Origin of the sequence: Hyphomonas beringensis (assembly GCF_000682755.1) — a bacterium.
Lineage (GTDB): Bacteria > Pseudomonadota > Alphaproteobacteria > Caulobacterales > Hyphomonadaceae > Hyphomonas > Hyphomonas beringensis.
Genome location: NZ_AWFF01000076.1, coordinates 14,669 through 32,541 on the forward strand (window position 1 = coordinate 14,669; position 17,873 = coordinate 32,541).

Annotated in this window: 15 protein-coding genes; 2 read left to right on the top strand and 13 right to left on the bottom strand. The window is 57.4% G+C overall.

The window, feature by feature from the left end; genetic code table 11:
• Positions 1-2: 2 nt before the first annotated feature.
• A complete protein-coding gene (locus HY29_RS15490; protein WP_034798598.1) occupies positions 3-380 on the bottom strand; it encodes a hypothetical protein in 378 nt (125 codons plus the stop codon).
• 3 nt (positions 381-383) lie between these two features.
• Positions 384-2,306 (bottom strand): IncP-type conjugal transfer protein TraG, encoded by a 1,923-nt coding sequence (gene traG, locus HY29_RS15495; RefSeq protein ID WP_081811444.1) that lies wholly within the window; start codon positions 2,304-2,306, stop codon positions 384-386.
• Between the two features lie 190 nt (positions 2,307-2,496).
• Here traG and HY29_RS15500 point away from each other — a divergent pair, with 190 nt between their 5' ends.
• Both HY29_RS15500 and HY29_RS15505 read left to right on the top strand, forming a co-directional pair.
• The gene (locus tag HY29_RS15500; RefSeq protein ID WP_241765233.1) at positions 2,497-3,336 is read left to right on the top strand and encodes a TIGR02391 family protein; all 840 of its coding nucleotides are present in this window, start codon (positions 2,497-2,499) and stop codon (positions 3,334-3,336) included.
• 4 nt (positions 3,337-3,340) lie between these two features.
• A complete protein-coding gene (locus tag HY29_RS15505; protein ID WP_051601614.1) occupies positions 3,341-4,234 on the top strand; it encodes a hypothetical protein in 894 nt (297 codons plus the stop codon).
• A gap of 77 nt (positions 4,235-4,311) precedes the next feature.
• On the opposite strand, the gene HY29_RS15510 is transcribed toward HY29_RS15505, so the two are convergent.
• The 11 genes from HY29_RS15510 to HY29_RS19005 all read right to left on the bottom strand — a co-directional run bounded on the left by HY29_RS15510 (position 4,312) and on the right by HY29_RS19005 (position 17,816).
• Positions 4,312-8,127, bottom strand: a complete 3,816-nt coding sequence (locus HY29_RS15510) for an SIR2 family protein (RefSeq protein ID WP_034798599.1) — start codon at positions 8,125-8,127, stop codon at positions 4,312-4,314.
• Between the two features lie 310 nt (positions 8,128-8,437).
• Positions 8,438-10,375, bottom strand: a complete 1,938-nt coding sequence (locus tag HY29_RS15515; protein WP_034798600.1) for a DUF3363 domain-containing protein — start codon at positions 10,373-10,375, stop codon at positions 8,438-8,440.
• Positions 10,372-11,067 (bottom strand): S26 family signal peptidase, encoded by a 696-nt coding sequence (locus tag HY29_RS15520; RefSeq protein WP_051601615.1) that lies wholly within the window; start codon positions 11,065-11,067, stop codon positions 10,372-10,374. The genes HY29_RS15515 and HY29_RS15520 overlap by 4 nt, the downstream gene beginning before the upstream one ends.
• Positions 11,057-11,311, bottom strand: coding sequence for a helix-turn-helix transcriptional regulator (locus HY29_RS19410; RefSeq protein WP_013301514.1), 255 nt, complete (start codon positions 11,309-11,311; stop codon positions 11,057-11,059). The genes HY29_RS15520 and HY29_RS19410 overlap by 11 nt, the downstream gene beginning before the upstream one ends.
• 240 nt (positions 11,312-11,551) lie before the next feature.
• Positions 11,552-11,875, bottom strand: coding sequence for a DUF736 domain-containing protein (locus tag HY29_RS15530; RefSeq protein ID WP_034798601.1), 324 nt, complete (start codon positions 11,873-11,875; stop codon positions 11,552-11,554).
• A gap of 454 nt (positions 11,876-12,329) precedes the next feature.
• Positions 12,330-14,354 (bottom strand): ParB/RepB/Spo0J family partition protein, encoded by a 2,025-nt coding sequence (locus HY29_RS15535; protein WP_051601619.1) that lies wholly within the window; start codon positions 14,352-14,354, stop codon positions 12,330-12,332.
• Entirely contained in the window at positions 14,351-14,824 is a 474-nt protein-coding gene (locus HY29_RS15540) for a hypothetical protein (RefSeq protein ID WP_034798604.1), read from the bottom strand. Before HY29_RS15540 ends, HY29_RS15535 begins: the two co-directional genes overlap by 4 nt.
• Positions 14,821-15,015: a hypothetical protein gene (locus HY29_RS15545; protein WP_034798795.1), complete on the bottom strand. Its 195-nt coding sequence runs from the start codon at positions 15,013-15,015 to the stop codon at positions 14,821-14,823. The genes HY29_RS15540 and HY29_RS15545 overlap by 4 nt, the downstream gene beginning before the upstream one ends.
• 5 nt (positions 15,016-15,020) lie before the next feature.
• On the bottom strand, positions 15,021-15,584 hold the full coding sequence (locus HY29_RS15550; protein WP_051601621.1) for an antirestriction protein ArdA: 564 nt from the start codon (positions 15,582-15,584) through the stop codon (positions 15,021-15,023).
• A gap of 527 nt (positions 15,585-16,111) precedes the next feature.
• Positions 16,112-16,936, bottom strand: a complete 825-nt coding sequence (locus tag HY29_RS18650) for a DNA -binding domain-containing protein (protein WP_013301508.1) — start codon at positions 16,934-16,936, stop codon at positions 16,112-16,114.
• A 52-nt stretch (positions 16,937-16,988) separates the two neighbouring features.
• On the bottom strand, positions 16,989-17,816 hold the full coding sequence (locus HY29_RS19005; RefSeq protein WP_081811446.1) for a DNA -binding domain-containing protein: 828 nt from the start codon (positions 17,814-17,816) through the stop codon (positions 16,989-16,991).
• Positions 17,817-17,873 lie beyond the last annotated feature (57 nt).

Here is a 17,873-nt window from a genome sequence, read left to right on the forward strand (position 1 = left end):
GATTAGTTCCAGATATGCGGGTTGGAGCGGTCGACGACGCGTTTGGTCAGCGCTTCGAGCTCGCTTCGCGCACGAGCTGCATCCGCCGGCGTTTCGAACGGGTTATTGCCCGGCCGCTGCTTCAGCCATTCGAAGATGAATTCGACCAAGAGGTCCGTCTGGAACGCTGTTCCGGTCTCCAGCTTCTCGATCTGGTCTTCAACGCGCTCCAGCCGCTGGATGATCGCCGCATCGGGCCGATCTTCAGGCGGCGTGAACAGCAGGGTCAGCGCCTCATCTATCAAGGTGCCGACGTGGACGCCATGCTCTGCAGAGAACTGCTTCACCTTGCGATGGTTCGTCTCGGAGACGCGGATATGAAGCCTGGGATTGCGCGCCATGTCCTAGATCTCCCGTCCGCCATTTTCCTGGGCATGCAGGTAGTAGCGCGCAATCTGGTCTTGGATGCTACCACGCTGCTGCGGTGCGCGTTCTTCCTCCGCCGCAATATCCTGCGTGGCCTCATCCTCATCGCCGATGTCAGGGCCTACGGACCGCGCCAGCCCACCTGCATCGTCGTTAGAGGGCGACGGACCAGACTGATGATATCCGCCAAACCACGATGTATTGGCACTGGCAGCCACACTCGGCAGAGCACCGACCCGCTCGGTGAAATTTCGGTCTTCATAGTAGCGGAGTTTCTTCGCGCGGATCGGTGGATGGCTCGCCAGAAAGATCAGCGCGTCATCGGTCGGCATCTGCATCACTTCGCCGGGTGTCAGGAGCGGACGCTGTGTTTCCTGCTGCGAGACCATGACATGACTGAGCCAGGGCGCGAGCCGGTGACCAGTATAATTCTTCTGGTTTCGCTGCTCCGTCGTGGTTCCGAGCATGTCGGAAATACGCTTGGCGGTGCGCTCGTCATTCGTCGCGAACGCGATCCGGACATGGCAATTATCGAGGATCGAATTGTTCTGCCCGTATGCCTTCTCGACCTGGTTCAGAGACTGAGCAATCAGGAAGGCGCGGATCCCATACCCAGCCATGAAGGCCAGCGAACTCTCGAAGAAGTCCAGCCGTCCGAGCGCCGGGAATTCATCCAGCAACAACAGGGTCTGCCGACGGTCCTGCCCATGTGGCAACTCTTCACAAAGCCGGCGCGCAATCTGGTTGAGGATCAACCGCATCAACGGCTTGGTCCGTGAGAGATCAGACGGCGGAACGACTAGGTAGAGCGATGCTGGAATCTCTCCCCGGAACAGGTCCTCGATCCGCCAATCCGAGCCGGATGTCGCCCGCTGCACGACCGGGTCGCGGTAAAGCCCCAGGAACGAGATCGCCGTCGACACGACCGACGACTTTTCATTCTCAGACTTATTCAGGAGTTCTCGCGCTGCTTCCGCCACAACCGGATGCGTCAATGGCCGGTCACGGCTTCCCAGATGGTTCGCCTCAAGCATTCGCTCCAGCGTGTCATCGATCGGCCGGGCCGGATCGGACAGCAGGGTCGCCACGCCCGCGAGCGACTTATCATCTTCAGCGTAGATAACATGCAGGATTGCACCAACCAGCAGTGAATGCGCCGTCTTGTCCCAATGACTTCGCCGCTCGAGGGATCCATCCGGATCGACCAGAATGTCTGCCACATTCTGCGCATCCCGAACCTCGTGCGCGCCGAGCCGCACTTCCAGCAGTGGATTGAACCGCGAACTCGACAAATCCGTCGGATCGAAACGGACACAGCGAGAGAAGCTCGATCGCCACTTTGAGGTCAGCGCCCAGTTCTCTCCCTTGATGTCATGAATGATCGCATTGCCGGTCCAGGAAAGAAGGGTAGGGATCACCAAGCCCACACCCTTGCCCGACCGGGTTGGCGCAAAGGCCATTACGTGCTCGGCGCCAGCGTGCCGGAGATAGCGTCCGTTGAACTGTCCCAGCACCACACCTGACGAGCCAAGCAGGCCGGATAGTCGGACATCCCGAACCGATGACCAGCGCGCGGAGCCATAAGTCGTCGCGTTCTTCTCGCGTCTTGCCCGCCAGAGCGACGCGATGATCGCCATCACAATCCCGGCGATGCCCCCCAGCGAGGCAATCAAACCCGCACGCGCAAATACATTCGGCGCATAAGCGTCATAGGCATACCACCACTGGAACAGCCGCCAGGGTTTGTAGACCGGCTGACCCGCCACTTCGAACCAGGCTCCGCCCAAACGAGGTTGATGGTCTAGAACCCCAGCCACCCACTGCGTCGCAATCCACACCGAACAGGTGATCAGGAAAAGCGTCAGAAGAAATTGGCCAAAGAGGAATTTGGTAGGGGTCATGATCCGCCCGTCCGATTGAGAACCGGTAGGAGAATTGCCCGCCAAGCTACATCAAGCGACATGGAGCTTGAGGAGTTCCAGGGAACCAGAGGTCTCGGGGACGCGGGGCAAGGACTGGCTAGGTTCAGAGCGATTGCTTAATGTCCAACGCAATTTGTTGTTCCTCAATTGTTCTGGCCTGGGTATAAGTATGGCCATGGATCAAGCAAAAGAGAGCGAAAGCAGAACACTGCCCCAATCCCAACTTGAGGCGATTGCGCAAGCTCTGGGGGATACAGAAGACGGCTTAACGAACAGCGAGATTGATCGGCTGATCGTCGAGTGCCGAATGGTTGATCCTGGACCGGGCACCAAATGGAAGCGGATATATAACGCTTTCGCTGAAGTGCAGAACCGCAAGCAAAATCGCACTAACGTACTTGAGTTCATCCGTAGAGCGATGGCGCCGGTCAAATACATGAAATCGCCGGAACGGTTTGAGACCCTCCGCAGAAACCTCAATGGCGTTTTGCTGTTCTCGGGGATGCTGGTGGATGATCGGGGTAAATTGGTTCCAACAACAACGGCAAGCACTATCTCAGATGCCCGGCGGCGCGCAAATGATCTACGCGCTGATCTGAAAGATCGCGGTGTTCATCCTGATGTGTTGGCTTTCTGCAAGGAAGAGCTTCTCGCGGACAATTACTTTCACGCGGTCCTAGAGGCGACGAAAAGCATCGGTGACAAGCTTCGTACCAGAACGGGCTTGCAAGACGATGGAGGCGTTCTCGTTGACCGGGCACTATGCGGTAACCCGCCAATGCTCGCGATAAATCCGCTTAAAAAAGAAAGCGAAAGGTCTGAGCAAAAGGGTTTTGCCAACCTCGTCAAAGGAACATTCGGGATGTTTCGGAATCCCACCGCGCACGAAGCTCGCAAGAATTGGAACATGAGCAAGGATGATGCGACGGATTTGTTGTCATTGGTCTCGTTGATTCATCGCCGGGTTGATGCGTCGCATATGCCTGACAGGACAACAGCTAAGAACTAAGAAGATGAAGAGGTATTTGGTTTATCCGTTTGACTTTGACACGCGCGCCGAGTTGTTGCGCACGGAAATTCAAGATTCATGGGAAGAGAAGATAAAGGCGCAATGGCGCACAAATAGGGAGAGTCTTGAGGCGAGCCTTCGCAAGGAACTTGGTGACCACAACTTCGATATGAAGTTGAAGAATTTTAGAGACTGCGGATCAGCACCATTTTCCATCGTTTCGTATCACAACCCATTGTACCATCAGGCACGGTACGCGTTTTATCATGGGTACTACTATCCCGCGCTTCTGGCCGCCTGTGCTTTGGGAGAGCGTATGCTCAATCATATGATATTGGACCTGAGGGACGAGTTCAGTGGCACAGAGCAATACCGAAAGGTTGCTAGGAAAAACTCGTTCGATAATTGGGACGTTGCGATCAGCACTCTTGAGGCTTGGGATATCTTTCAAGCCGATTGCGTTACCGCCGATTTCCGCGCCTTAAAACGACTTCGGCACCGTTCTGTTCACTTTTCTCCTGAGACGTATCGAACGTTGCGTGAAGACGCCCTCAGCGCTTTGCAGCATTTGGCGTCGATAATCCGCGTACAGTTTGGATTTGACGGGGCGGCCAGATGGATGCTGCCTGGCACGAAAGGAAACCGTTTCATTAAGAAGGACAGTGAAGCCGACCCCTTCCTGGTGAAGTATTATCTTCCCCAATGCCCGCTTGTCAGCCCGATGTTTTCGATCAACTTCCAGCCTCAGGGCATCGGCTTCTTCGACTTTAAAGACACCGAGGATCGAGAGGTTTCCGATGCCGAGTTCGCTCGTCTCTACAACGAACGTGATCCGACCTTGATTGCACCGTCAAAAGTGCCGCCGGAAGACAACATAGTGTGGTATCTGCGCCAATAATGAACCTGCGCTGTCTTCTTGTTGTTTCTCTCGGATGCAGAAGAGCGGCCTGGCCACGTTTGCCTATCTCAGAGCGTCTACAATCGTTGACTAAGTTCGATAAGGCGAGAATCGGATCGCAACGAGGGATCGGCTTCTGCAAGAACTGACAAAGCAGTTTCAGCCCCATAAGGCCATCGTGACTTGTCATCGGGAAGGACCGCATACAACAGGGTCAACATGGCGGTTGGGTGTTGTCCGGCAATCGTTTCATCGCTTTTACGGAGTTCGGGGATGAAAAGCCGATCATCGCCGACTTTTGTGACCAGGGTTGCTACAATCTCTGCAATTTCCGGAAATTTGTCTTTCTGAGCTAGAGCCAACTCTACAAGGCGTGCTGACATCTTACTGGTGCGCAATGATTTTTGCTTCGGCCACACGTTGCGAAGGAATTCGACCAAATCCTCCGACCATTCTTCTTGTTTACGTGAGAAACGGTCTATTCTCCATAGAATGTTGCTCTGGAACCGATCACTCCCCTCGATGATCAGAGAACGTAGTTCTTCGTTGGAAACCACACGTTTTCCGTCGATTGTTGTTTTCCACCCCGACAAAAAGAAAACAGCCAGGAATTCGGAATTCCTATTCTCATCGTCCTCCTGTGTTCGCACAACAGCTTCAAGGTGGGGGCGGAGCGTAGTGTAGAGAGGTATTTGTGGAATGGAGCCGCTACTGAACACGCCAGCCCAGAATGCTTCAACATCGCGGCAGTCATCATAGCCATCTTGCAGGACGGAAAGGAGGCTGTCTTGCGTCCATGATGGGTCAACATAGTTGAACCAACGAATGCGCAGGCAGAACACACAAATGCAAAATGCTCTTGTGTCTTGAGGCAGGGCAAGAAGTTGTTCGGCGCTTCGTTTCCAGGATGCAGGAAGTTTTTCGCCTTTTTCAAACTCCTTATCGCCTATAGCGCTCACCAGCATTTCGGCCAGCCTTCCGGGGGAAGAATTTATCGCCGCACTCACCCAGTCACGCTTACGTTCTGTGTCGACTATTGCACTCTGTCCAGCAGTGTTGCACTGCTTCAGAGTTTCAACAAATAGCGCCCAAAGTTTCTGGTAGCTCTCTGGGGCATCGCTCAGGAGAGCGGGAGCCACTGATTCAAACCAGAATGAAGCGGAGTGAGACAGGCTTGAAAACTGTTCATCTGAGAGCTTGCATAGAGCGGCAATAATCTCTTTGCGAAAGGCAGTTGTGTCACCTTTCCGATTTTCCACCCGAAGGAACTTGTCCCAAAACTCCTCTTCAAAATGGCCGCTTGAAAGACGTGCACACAGCGCATCCAGTGCTCTCCGGGGTTCAGCAGCGCTTAAGCCGCTAAAAGGTTGGTACTCGACCAACTTACCCACAGGCCTTCGATTCATATCCAGAAGCATTGGAATGATATCTGCGCTTTCGACGCCTTTTAAAATACCAAAATCCGTATCGATGCGGACCATTCCACCACCTCCGTCGTGAGCACTTGCGGCGCTTTGCGCATATGTGTCACTCCAGTCGGGGGCATCCTTTCTTAGAAGTTCGAGTTCTTTGTCGAGGTCAAATGTGAACGAGCACCCTTGGGTGTTGAGCCATATCAGTCGTCGCAGAACAGAATGAGCGACGTAGGCTTTCTGATCATCTCTTGTCCCGCGCTTGGTCTTCGCGCGACCTGCACGAATACGCTTTTCGATTTGCGTTCGCTTCTCGATGCTAATCTCGTTCCAGCGCCTTGACAGTCCGAGAAGCAAATCTCGCTCACCTTTGAACGGCCAGAATGCATCACGGCTCAACGCCAACATAACGTCAGCAAATTCGTCTGCAGGTGCAATATCCAAATTCCCGAATGCCCAAACGCGCAAGCGTTCCCACATTCTTCCACCAGTCGGCCAACTTCTGAGCAAGGCGAGCGCCTGCGCGGGTGAGATAGCCGCCATACGTTTGAAGAGGTCCGTAAAGAGGATCACGTGCCCGGAGAGCTTGTAGCTTCGATGAAAGCTGGAATCTCCCTCATCTTCGTTCGGCTCGTCAGGCTCGATAGAGCAAATGTCCACCCACGATGAGCGGCGACTTTCAAGGTCCCAGGCAAACTCCAGTGAAGATTTCAACTTGGGCAGTAGCGCTGGAAGATACTCATCCGGAACTGCGACCTGACGAATCCCTTCTGAATAGTCCACCTCAACTTGCACAAGGTCGGAGGTCTTAAGTTTTTTGGATAGTTTGGGCGGAACGGGGCGACGGCGGTAATTTGTTAGTTTTAGGCATGGACTGAATATGTCCGCATATTCCCGTGCAAGCGATTCGTACCATCCTGTATTTCCCGTGTGTAGCGTGAGCGCATAGGCCTTATCCTTGTCGGCTTTTAAAGAATGAAATTCCCTTATCGCGCGCCAGGCGTCGAGAACCGCCTGACTGGTTCCCTCCTCCTGTTTGCGAAACAGTGAGAAATCGACGCCATCCATTACACGACGATGGATATTGCCCTGCTGGCCCGCCCACCAAGCGCATGCAGGTTCATATGCAACCCGACCTATCCAATCAGCTAAGTAGTCTATGCGTGGCGGGAGGCGTGGCACTTCATCCGCATAGTATCCACGCAGGTGAGTTACATTGTCATGCGATATACTGCGGAGATCCTTGGGCGTAGGGGAGAATGCATCCCATGTTTCCGGCGGAATACGGCCTACCCGCATCCCACCTTGTTCTTCTTTTCGTGGCGGGTGATCGCTATCCAGCTTGTAAAGGTCGAAAGGGTTTATGTTTTTCGTTTTATCATAGGAGCCGTCTTCTGGTGCAGGCTCCCCATATCGAATAACGGGGTCGAACACGCAGAGCCACTCAGATGGGAGCGGCGGGCTATACTGAGCGAATGCTTTTGCTCCCGCCGTCGAACGAACGATATGGGCAACTGCGCCTCGCTCCGCAGGGGTCAATCTTCGTGGTCCTCGTGCCGCAGATTTTAGTGTTTTGGATCGCCACTTCGATGGGTTGACTGAGCGCTTTGCCCAAACTTCAAGACTGTCCCATAGAGTACGATGCCCGCATCCGCTGTGTGTGTCGTAGAGGATGGGATCAACGCCTTTCTCGTCCCACTCGGCGATTGCTTTAGGATCACTCGCGTCCTGAAATGCATAAGCCCGTCCTTGTGAGGCATCGGATTGCCTTAGTCCTTCCAGCAAGTAACGGATCGGGGGGTCGTCAGCAGAATAGCCGACAAACACGGCGACATGCCTATCAAGTACATTTTTAACGAACTCCCGTGCCCAACCCGCCGCGAGATAGGCATCGCCAAATGAAGCACTTGAAAGGACGAACCCATCCTGTGTTGCTCCGCGATAGTCTTTGTCAACGACACCATGAAGATGTACGATCCCCCAGTCCGCCTCATTGAAAGCTATGTGAGGAAGATTTGACCGAGTCGATGTGATCAGGTTCTTCCCGGCCGTCTCAAACAACCGATCAAAGTTCGTCGTTACAATACGAATCTGTCCGGTTAGCAGGGTGCTCAGTTTGAGCAAGGTTCGATGAGCACCGAGGTCAACTTCGCCGACGCTCGATAGCGCTTCTGCGACTGCGGCTTCAATCTGAGTTCGTGTGAACTCTCGCTCCAGCAGGCCAAAAACCCTATCTGATGTAACGACACCAGATAGTTTATGCTGATCTTCGACGGACTGACCGACCTCGTATAGGCGTCTAGCTGGACTGTCATGCTTTGCCCCCAACCTGTGCAGAACGTCGGTTGTAAGGCGTTTGAAGTCGGGCAGGTCTGCGCGTGCTCTGGACACTCCCGCTCCACAGAAGAAAACAACTCGGCCTTCGTCCTGCGCCCAAAGCAGATCATCGGGTATGTCTGGTCCATCGGCAATGAAGCGCATTTGCTATCGTCGGATCTTTTACTGAGAGTTCAACGTTTCTCTGACCGTGCTATCACGGTTTGTGCTCGAGGTGATGGATAGCTTTTTCAATTAGCTGCCTTCTATGCTAATCGTCCGTGGCAACTCCTCTCAGTCGTGCTGATAGTTGTCCGTCTCGACTATTGCAATCACCTTCGATAATCCAACGGATCAGGCGTCAATGCACTTAATTGGTTGGTTCGTGAGGTTTGTTGTTCGCGAATTGCTGGAGCTTGTTTCTTTGTACCCATCTCCGGTTCGGTCAGGCTCAAAATGTTGTGCACGAAGAAACTCAGAGAATGATTGTACGTCCTTTCGCCAGCCGCCACTGAACCGAGCTTCCAGACCGCTCCAAAACCAATTCCTTGCCACGCCACAACGCATTTCGCTTAGACCATGCCGCTAGCGCAAATCCATCAGTGCCTTCAACGACCGCAAATCGTCCCTGAGCCAAGTCGACATTCCGAGTGTAGACCCCCTGAAAGCCTCGCTGAGAACCAAGCGGCACAAATGCCTTACCCTGACGCGTTTCCTCAGCCGCGATCATCTTCTCCATTTCCACTCTGCGAAGTCGAACGATAGCGTCACCCGAAAGCCGCCCATCGGGTCCAAATTCATGGCCTTCCCGGCCTAGCCAGGCAGATCGTGCCTGAACAGCAGACCTCACCTCCCGTGCAAAATCCCCGCGCCACGCTTCGATATCCTGACTGTCGATCCCGTCCAACCAGGTCTCGGCTTCGCGTTCAACCAGGGCTTCGACCTGCAACCACGACCGGACGTTGATGGAAAAGCTCCGCTGTCTCGCATCAGCATCCAGCGCGCGCCTCCTTAAGTCCGCAGGAATGCTCCAGCTGCCATCACTCCTTCGCTCAACAATACTGAGGCGCCGCAACGCCTCCAGCCGACGCTTGTGAGCAAGCCGAAACGCCGACGAACTCGTCGGGTCTGCGGCCTGGTGCAGTTCCTCAGAATACTCCCCACCATTCTGCTTTGCGATTGCCGCAATTGTGCGATCTGCAGGCTTTGGTTCGACCGTCTTCCGTCCGACTGAAACAATCCCGCCCGGCTTCGGCAGCTGAACCGCTTCCTGTTCGGTCATCTCGACTGACCAAACCCGACCATCGAGGCCTTCGATCAGTGCCGTCGTTCCATTCCGCAATTCGTCACCCGGCAAGGTGGCGGCCAGCCGTCCCAGGATTTCGCCAGCGGAGCTCAAATCACGGGGCAGGGCATGGACACGCGACGCATCGATTTTCCGGCCCTCAAGATTGGCAAGCGACCGAACCATGTCTCCGCGCCTGCCGAGGGCCCGCAGCGTATCCTGCCAACCGTCTTGCATAGCCCAGCTGCCATTCTCGTGTCGTGCCGCAAGGTCGAGCGTCCGAAGAAACCGCAGACGCCGCTTAACGACCGCACCATCGAACCTCGATAATCCGCCGCGTTCACTCTCTGGTGTGTAACGACCATCGGTCAGCGACCGCGCAATGTCATGATCGATCGCCGTAAGCGCCTCACGTTCGGCATCGTTCGACCTCGCCGCAGCCATTTCCCGCAGCCGCCGCTGGCCAAGCTCGAGCGATACGAGCTCCTGCGCCCGCGCCCGAAATCCGTGCGTGATGTATTTGCGGTCAATCAGCAGCTCGCCATTCCGGGTATTGCCGCCGCGGATCACGATATGAACATGCGGCTGCGCTGTGTCGTGATGGTTGGCAGCCACCCAGTCGAGCCGGCGGCCGAGATCCTTCTCGACCTGGCTCATGAACTCCCGCGTGAACCGCGTCAGATCCTTCATCCGCTCGGCATCCTCCGGAGAGACGATCAGTCTGAACTGCCGCCTGTCTTCAGAAGCGCGTTCGTTAAACGATTTAGCATCGGCCTCATCGACGCTCCGGTCATAGAGCTTTCCGCGCTCGCCCTCGCGCCCGGCACCTTCGCGGCGGATGTAGGCGACGTGCTTTGTAAAACTCGCCGCGCCGGTCGGGCCTGCCCGCGCAATATGGACTTTCACAATGACACGCTTGGCCCGCTGGTTGGACCAGTGCCGGGCAAGGGCGGCCTGCACCTTGCCTCGTCCTGCATGACGCACCGCTCCCGGTGCCAGAGAATTGCGGCCACGCGATCCAAGCCGCCCCTTCGCGACCACGCGTTTCAACCGCTTCAGCTGGGTCTTTGCCTTGCCCTGCGACCTGATCTTCCCGAGTCGCGGAACGAAGTCGAAATCGTTGCTCACGGCTCTAAGCGCGCTGCGGATTGCAAATCCGTGCACCCGTCTTCCGGCGCCGGGTCACACAAAAAAGGATGTGCAGACAATGGGTTAAGTGTCGCCGGGTGACACTCCCTTAATCTTGCCCTCCGGGACACAGAAGCCATTCCCGTCCCGCTATCTATCGCTTTGACGGTCGCCTGATCCTCAGCCGACCGGTTGCCATAAGTCCATATGGACCTGGCGACGCCAATGATGCGCGCGCCGTCCTGAACGCCGAAGTATCGTCCATCGACTGACAGGGGATGAGAGTTGAGCAGGAAAACTTCGCCGGCTTTGAGGGTCTGACAGCCCTGCCAGACGGGAAGGGCGCTGCCGGACTCGGTTACTTTGAGCGCATCAACAGATGTGATCCCGTTGATGGAGACCTGCGTATCGCATCTGCAAATCTCGTCACCGGATAGGCCCGCAACATGCTTCAACAAGGGCCAGTCAGAGCCAACAATTCCCTCATCGTTCAGCCAATGTCGAACCTCATCCGAGGGCGCAAACGCTACCAGATCGCCTGTCGAAATTCGCGCCGACCGGTCAACAAAGTAAAGGCCCTTGGGCACGCTTTCCGTCCGGTTCCAGATGAAGTCGGACCGGTTGATAATGCTGGCGGAGACCATGAGGCTTAGCCCGCATCCCATGCCTAACAACGCGGTTCTACGACTCATCGCGAAGGCCTGTCCCCATGAACCTACGTCCATTAGTGTAAGCGATGATGTCCTTGCCGCGATACCAGACCTTGGCGCCGATCTTGTGATAAACCGGGCCTGTTCCCAGCGAACGCATATTGACCAGGGTCTTCGGTTTGAGGCCGAGATGGTCAGCGGTTTCATCCGTGTTCATCCATTCGGTCGGGGTTGGGAGGTTTGATTTGGGTCGAAGCTCCTCTCCACTTCTATTTGTCTCTGTCATAGCGTTGCTTCTCCTTTCCTCTACGCAACTCGAAGCCCTGACAGACTGCCAACTCATCCTCAGATTAAGAGTGTCGAACTTGCACCACACGCTCGCGACACCCTTGAGTTCCCAAAGAAACCTCACGTTAGAATGCAGCGCTGATAGGCGTATCAGCACCTTCGTCTCAGACCCTTTCGGCATGAAAGAAGACCGCTCCGGAGATGTCTCCGGAGCGGCTTGGCAAGGCTGTGATCTACCCTAGTCGCGCGCGTTCCAGAGGATGACGTGCCGGCCTTTCTTGCCCTTGACCGGGGCAAGGTTCGCAAAGATCCGGCGCGGTCCGATCTGCGGGTCTGCCAGCGTCAGCGAGACATAATCGCGTCCCGATGCCTTCGACTTGCGCATCCAGCCGCCGCCGATTTCGGTCGAGGTTTCACCGGCATAGATGCGGTAGTCCGGATGACCGTCTTCGGTCTTTTCCGCATTCTTCTCTATGCGGATTGCAGCTGAGAGGTTCATCATTGCGAGGGTGCCTTCAAAGCCGGACTTGGTCTCGCTGACATATCCGAGTGCGTTTGCCATGGGGGTCTCCTTTTCTTTCCTTGGCTAAGTCTCCGGGGACCCCTTGTCCCCGTCGACGCCGGACCGCCCGGACGGGCTGAGCTGGGCCTGAACCGCATGCGGGCGTAGCGAAGCGGAGCACCGGACGGGCGGGGAATTTTGTTGCGCGAGGAAGGCGCGACAGCGCCGGGGAAAATTCTTCGTCTGTCCGGTTTCAGGGCCGGGTCAGCGCGCCCAGGTCATAAAGGCAAAGACGGGAGCAAGGGGGCCGAGGCATGCCTCCCGGAAAAGAAATCAGAACTCCCCGAAAACGTCCCGATAATGTCATTCGAGACCTCAAGACGCGCGATTTTTCTGAAGGCATTTTACAATCGCCCAGGCCTTACAGCCGCCAACCGCACGCCCGAGAATGCGCGGAGCCGCCCGGTGGTAGACACCGGACGGCTCCATATGCTGCTGAACAGGAGACGAATGCTCAGGCAGCGTCCTGTTGCGTCTCACGCGTCTCATCGGGCGTGGCTTCTGCCTCCGCTTCGAACAGTCCTGCGACCCGTGTCCACGCATCGGCGGGTGGTGACCCGGCCCCTTCGACAAGGCGTGTCGGTGGCACCTGCATCCAGCCCGGCCGCCAGTCAGGATTGGCCTCACACCCCTCACCCGCAATCCGGTTGGCCAGCACCTGCTTCTGCGCCTTGCCCGTCTCGGTCCGGCAGGAATCCGCGAGCGATGCGGTGGCAATATCCGCGATCATCGCATTGATAGCGCGCTTGTCCTTGGTGAGATCGAAGAAGGTCTCGTCCGGTTTCCAAGCCGCCGAAAGGTCGGTGCCGCAGACATGCAAGACGGCTTCGACAATGCTATTCCCGGCCTCGAGCGTGCGGGCCATGACACTTGCCAGAACCGTCAGGACTTCCTCATCCGACATGGCGAGCAGCGCAGAGAAAAGCTCGCACAAGCGGTAGTCATCGCCGTTCCGGCGAAGCGCTGGACTGACGTTGAGCGCCTTGAACAGAGCGTCGGTCTGCGCCGTCGCTTGAGCGACCGCCGCCACAGATGCCCCACCTTCCACACTCGCCTGCGTCTCATCTTTCCGGGCGCGAAGCTCGTGAGGACGCACGTCCCAAAGCGCGCTCCCCGCCATGGCATGCGCCACCATCAAGCGGAGGGCAATCGCGGGGGATGTGGCCAAACTCGCCTGAGCAGCCGCGTGGCGATGAAGCAGGATGTATTCCGCGAGCGGGCCGGACATTTCTGGCCGAACGGCTGCCGGAACGGCATCGCCTTCACCCTTCGAACCCTGTTGCCGCTTGCGGGCCTCGGCCGAGGTTACTTGTCCCTCGTGGAACTGGACCGTCCCGTCATGGCGGATTTCGATGAAGACCTTGCCGCCGTCTTCCTTGGCGCACTGGACATACTCCCATCGGTGGAAGTAGGCCCCGCGCTCAAGGCAGATAACATCGCTCCAGCCGTCGGCCCTGTGGGCCTCGACCCGCTCGGCAATCGCGGCGGATTGTGCCTTCCAGAACTGATCCGCATCCGCAAAGACGCCATGCTCGCCAAAGAGGTCGGCAGTGACCTGTCCCTCATAGGCATCAAGATCGAACAAGGCCTTGTCGGTCGTGATCGTCGTTCCGCCCGTGATCCAAGCCTTGCACGACCGCCCCATCGGGGCGCGTTCGGTTTCGCTCTGGAAGAGGCGGAACCATTCGGCCTGCTGTTCTGGCGTCGCAAGCGTAAGCGCGCGGATCGTTTCGCGGTCCAGTTCGTCTTCGGCGTAGAGTTTCCGTATCGGTTCGTCGAGCGAAGCAAGCGCGAGCACACGGCGCACCAGAAGCTCAGTCACTCCGAAGAAGCTGGCGATATCCTCCAGCGCCTTGCCTTCATCGTTGAGGCGCTTGAACGCCTCATATTGCTCCATTTCTGTCGCAGGCAGGCGTCCGACATTTTCGATGACAGATGCCGCAATCGCGGAGGCCGCATCCTTTTCAGTCATGATCGCGCATGGAACGAACGGCACCTCGCCTGTCTCCTTCGCGATTTCTTTGAGCGCAAAAAAACGGCGGCGTCCGGCGATGACGCCATAATATTTGCCTTCGCGGCGAACGAGCAAAGTCTGACGCAATCCGCTCTCCCGGATGGACGGCAGAATGTCGGATACGTCCGGCTTCTTGCGCCCATGCCGCATATTGAGTTTGGAAATCCGAAGCTCGTCGAGCGGGATGTGTTTGAGGTCGGGCTGTGCCATGGAGGTCTCCTTTTCTGGCGGGTAAAGCGAGAGACCCAGCGCCCACGCGGGGCCTCTCCAGTTGATCTTGGTGAAGGGAAAGCCGTCCGCGTCCCGGCTTGGTTGGGGGTCGGTCTCGCCCCAGTCATAATCGCGGATCGTGATCAGCGGCGCGCGGCCCTCGACCCAGATTTCGGCGACCTGGGCCTCGGCAACGACAAGCGTCATACGGGGCCGTGGGCCGAGCAATTCAGTGAGGGTGCGGGCCGCGCTCATGTCGCGGCCCAGCCTGTCACGGTCGCCGCAAGCCGCGAGGCTGCGGCACGCCCTGCGTCCAGCGCCTCCGGCAGCAGCTCGCTCGCAAACGTGGTGAGATAGCTGTTATCCGTGCCGGGATAGTTGCATTCGACGCCCCAGAGGCTGGCGGCATGACGGTCCAGTTCAATGCCGTCGCGCTCGACCGAAAGCACGATCCCGCAATAGAACCACTCGCTCTTGCGCCATGCTTCCATGACGGCTTCCGCCTTGGCCTGCGCCTCGGCGAAGCGCTGGCGGAAGCTGTTGCCCGGCCCGATGAAGCCGGGCGCATCCTTGTAGAGCGACGGCCAGAACCCATCCTGCCGCTGGTCCGGCGCATCGAGGCAGTCATCGGCAACAATCCGGGCCGTGACAATGAAGCCCTTTGCCTCGCAGCTGATCGCATCGCCTTCGCAGGCGTAGGCATCGAAGTGCTCGGTAAAGCTCATGACGCCCTCCGAAGCTCGAATCCCATCCGGTCGCAGAGTGCGCGCAGCTCGCGCGCCTCTGCCTCGTCGAACCCGTCACCGGACTGGTGATAGATCGTGCCCTGCGCGAACCCTTGCGGGGTCTTCACGACATGCGCCCAGCGATAGGGGCCAAGGCCATCTTCGCGCGGTCTTGCCTGAAATCTCGCCATGGCGCTCATCGCGTCCAGAAGACGTGAACGTCTTCGAACCCTGTCTCGAACACCATGATGTCGCCACCCAGCTCCATGTCGCGGGCGAGCGCCGACCAGTCGATATAGTATTCGAGGGCTGCGGGAATTTCGGTGCCGGTGTCGCGGTGCAGGTCCTCGGCGAAGTCTGCCCGGCTCGCATAGGTGCCTGCATAATCGTCGAAGGACGCTTCGGCCTGCTCAAGGTCGTCGCCAAAATGGCGATGGACCAGCGCGCCGAGCCTGCCATGTTCGGCAATGAAGTCGGCCAGATTGCAGACCGTCTCGAAGCTCTCATATTCCGACAGGTGCGCGCCTTCGAAGCCTTCATAGTCATGGATTGCCCATTCTTCGGCATCGGGCAGCGGCGAGTCCGCCAGCATGGCGCGAACCTCGGACATAACCTCATCTGGCGTCGTCGCCTCGATCCAGCGCCCGTGCAGGCAGCCATTATTGTAGGCGGCAAGACAGGCCACATAGATACGGGGGCGGATTTCAGGTGTGGGTGCAGCGTCTGCCGCAAGGGGGGCTGAAGGTTGCGGTGTGGTCATGGCGTCAGTCTCGTCTCCCCGCCCAAATGTCCCTCCCGCATCAGGCGGGGGTGGGCGGCGAGAAGGCCGGCAGGCCGGACCCATTAGCCGGTTGGGCAAGGCGGAAAGGTAGGACGCTGCGACCGCTTCCAGACACCTTCAGTCCCGGCGCCTTGCGCAAGCGGCGGGTCCGGGCAGACCGGTCGTTCGCCCACCTCCGTCTGAGAGGGAGATTGTCATGGACGCCAGGAAGACCGATGCGGACCAGGCTGCAATGCGCTTCAGCTTTCACCGTCAGACGATCATCGAAAACGTCATAGGTCCGCTTTCAAAGGCCACGCAGCCTGTGACCCCTCTGCATTGCAGTGGGAAGCGCAGGCTGGCGCGATCACCGGCGAGACACCCGCATGCCGCTGGGCTGCCCGGAAGGGCAGGCCAGAGGTCCGGAGACGAGCCGGGCCGCTGGCGGCGTGCCGCCCGCGAAACAGCCCCCTCGCGTCAGCGAGGGGTGATCGCCGGATCAAGGTCTGATGCCAAATTGGATCTGCTCAGGTCTGTGCAGTCAGGAGGTCCCTGTATCCGCCATCCCGGAGTTCACGTCCTCGCACGAGGGCGCGGCGCATTTCGTCTTTCATGGCCCGGCTGGGGCTCTGCCAGGCTTCGGTGGCGCGATCCTCGCCATAGATGATGGCAGCGGTTTCAAAATAAGTTAGACCGGTCTCATACGCATCGAGCGCAATGAGCGCATTGCGAAACGCAAGCGATGAGCGTGTCCAGGTGTCGTTGAAACTCGAATCGTCCTTGCCAAGAATACGCTGAGCCTTGCCGATGACTTTAAGTGTTTCGTCCATGCTCGACACATTATCGATGATCAGTTTCATGCGGACGGGTTCGACGCTGAGTAGTGACAGACCAGAACAAGCGACCTGGATGCTGTGGCCGTGCCCACGGATCATCAGGTATTCCCGGCCGACGCGATCTGTGAGGTGAGTGACTTCACACACATTGATCGTCTGATCGAAAATATCGTCGCGCTCGCTCGGATGACGCGGTACGACCTGCATGGTCAGGGCGCGAGCATAGAGGGCAGGGATCCAGAAGACGTCGGCCTCATAGCCATTCGCGTCTATGTCGGGAAAGAAAACCAAGCCGAATTTCTCAGCGTCGATCTGGTCGCATAGCGGCCGGAGCAGCCGGATGCCATGACAGGCTGGCTTTTCAGATATCTGTGAGTCGCCAGCCCGCAGGGCGGCTTGCCTGAATTCGCTATTTCGCCGAAGAAATTCCCAAGCCCAGCGACTTCTGGAGAGTCGGCAAGTATAGGCGTAGTCATCCAGATCAATACGGACCGAGGGTGTGTCGGCGGGACTCATCAGGTGCCTCCTTCACAAGCGGGTGCTGCAAAAGAGGTGCCAAAATTCTACTTCAGGCTAAAAGAAGCGCGTTTTCGACGGGTCCGAGAAGCGTTGCATAACCGCCGTCCCGCAGGTCCCGGCCGCGGGCAAGGGCACGTCTCATCTCGTCTTTCATCGCTCGGCTTGGGCTGTCCCAGGCTTCGCGGGCCCGTTCTTCGCCATATATGAACCCCGCCGTCTCAAAATATGAGAGTTTGGCATCATGACAATCGAGTGCGACCAGTGCATTGCGAAGGGCCAAGGAATGGCGAGTCCATTCCGGGATATCCGCCTCTGCTTGCGGGTCATAGACACGCTGGGCGCGCTGGAGCGTTTTCAGCTTGGCCTGGAATTCGTCGAGACTGTCGATGATGAAGCTGAGCTTGACAGGTTCGCGGGCCAGAAGTGACATGCCCGTGCAGAATACCTGAATGACGCAGCCATTTCCCTTGAGAAGAAATTGTTCGCGGCCGGCGAGGTCGGTGAAGTGCGTTATCCTGCAGATGCCAACAGTGCGATCATAGAATTCACAGGATTCATTAGGACCACTCGGAGAAACTTGCATGTGAACCCGCCTCGGATAGAGACCTCCCGACCAGAACGCGTCGGCTTCAAGGCCGCTTTCCTCTGGATCCGGGAAGAAGGCGAGCCCCCATCGCTCAGCAAGCGCCTGAGAGGCTCTAGGGCGCACGAGGGTGATCTGATGGCAGGCGGGAGCGAAACTAAGCTCACTCGCGGAAGGAAGCGACGAGTCCTCAAGAAACCGGCGGTTTCGGCGCAGGAACTCCCAGGCCCATCTGCTGTCTGACAACAACCATGTGTAGTCATAAGCACTTATATGATCTGCCAGCCGGGACATTTGTCCTCGTTTCCCAAGAGAGATTCAACTCAACAGGGAAAGCAAATTCAATGCCGG

Bases quoted from the DNA above. Each gene is read 5' to 3' on its own strand.
- HY29_RS15490 (WP_034798598.1), bottom strand. From the start codon at position 380: ATGGCGCGCAATCCCAGGCTTCATATCCGCGTCTCCGAGACGAACCAT.
- traG (WP_081811444.1), bottom strand. From the start codon at position 2,306: ATGACCCCTACCAAATTCCTCTTTGGCCAATTTCTTCTGACGCTTTTC.
- HY29_RS15500 (WP_241765233.1), top strand. From the start codon at position 2,497: ATGGCCATGGATCAAGCAAAAGAGAGCGAAAGCAGAACACTGCCCCAA.
- HY29_RS15505 (WP_051601614.1), top strand. From the start codon at position 3,341: ATGAAGAGGTATTTGGTTTATCCGTTTGACTTTGACACGCGCGCCGAG.
- HY29_RS15510 (WP_034798599.1), bottom strand. From the start codon at position 8,127: ATGCGCTTCATTGCCGATGGACCAGACATACCCGATGATCTGCTTTGG.
- HY29_RS15520 (WP_051601615.1), bottom strand. From the start codon at position 11,067: ATGAGTCGTAGAACCGCGTTGTTAGGCATGGGATGCGGGCTAAGCCTC.
- HY29_RS19410 (WP_013301514.1), bottom strand. From the start codon at position 11,311: ATGACAGAGACAAATAGAAGTGGAGAGGAGCTTCGACCCAAATCAAAC.
- HY29_RS15530 (WP_034798601.1), bottom strand. From the start codon at position 11,875: ATGGCAAACGCACTCGGATATGTCAGCGAGACCAAGTCCGGCTTTGAA.
- HY29_RS15535 (WP_051601619.1), bottom strand. From the start codon at position 14,354: ATGAGCGCGGCCCGCACCCTCACTGAATTGCTCGGCCCACGGCCCCGT.
- HY29_RS15540 (WP_034798604.1), bottom strand. From the start codon at position 14,824: ATGAGCTTTACCGAGCACTTCGATGCCTACGCCTGCGAAGGCGATGCG.
- HY29_RS15545 (WP_034798795.1), bottom strand. From the start codon at position 15,015: ATGGCGAGATTTCAGGCAAGACCGCGCGAAGATGGCCTTGGCCCCTAT.
- HY29_RS15550 (WP_051601621.1), bottom strand. From the start codon at position 15,584: ATGACCACACCGCAACCTTCAGCCCCCCTTGCGGCAGACGCTGCACCC.
- HY29_RS18650 (WP_013301508.1), bottom strand. From the start codon at position 16,936: ATGAGTCCCGCCGACACACCCTCGGTCCGTATTGATCTGGATGACTAC.
- HY29_RS19005 (WP_081811446.1), bottom strand. From the start codon at position 17,816: ATGTCCCGGCTGGCAGATCATATAAGTGCTTATGACTACACATGGTTG.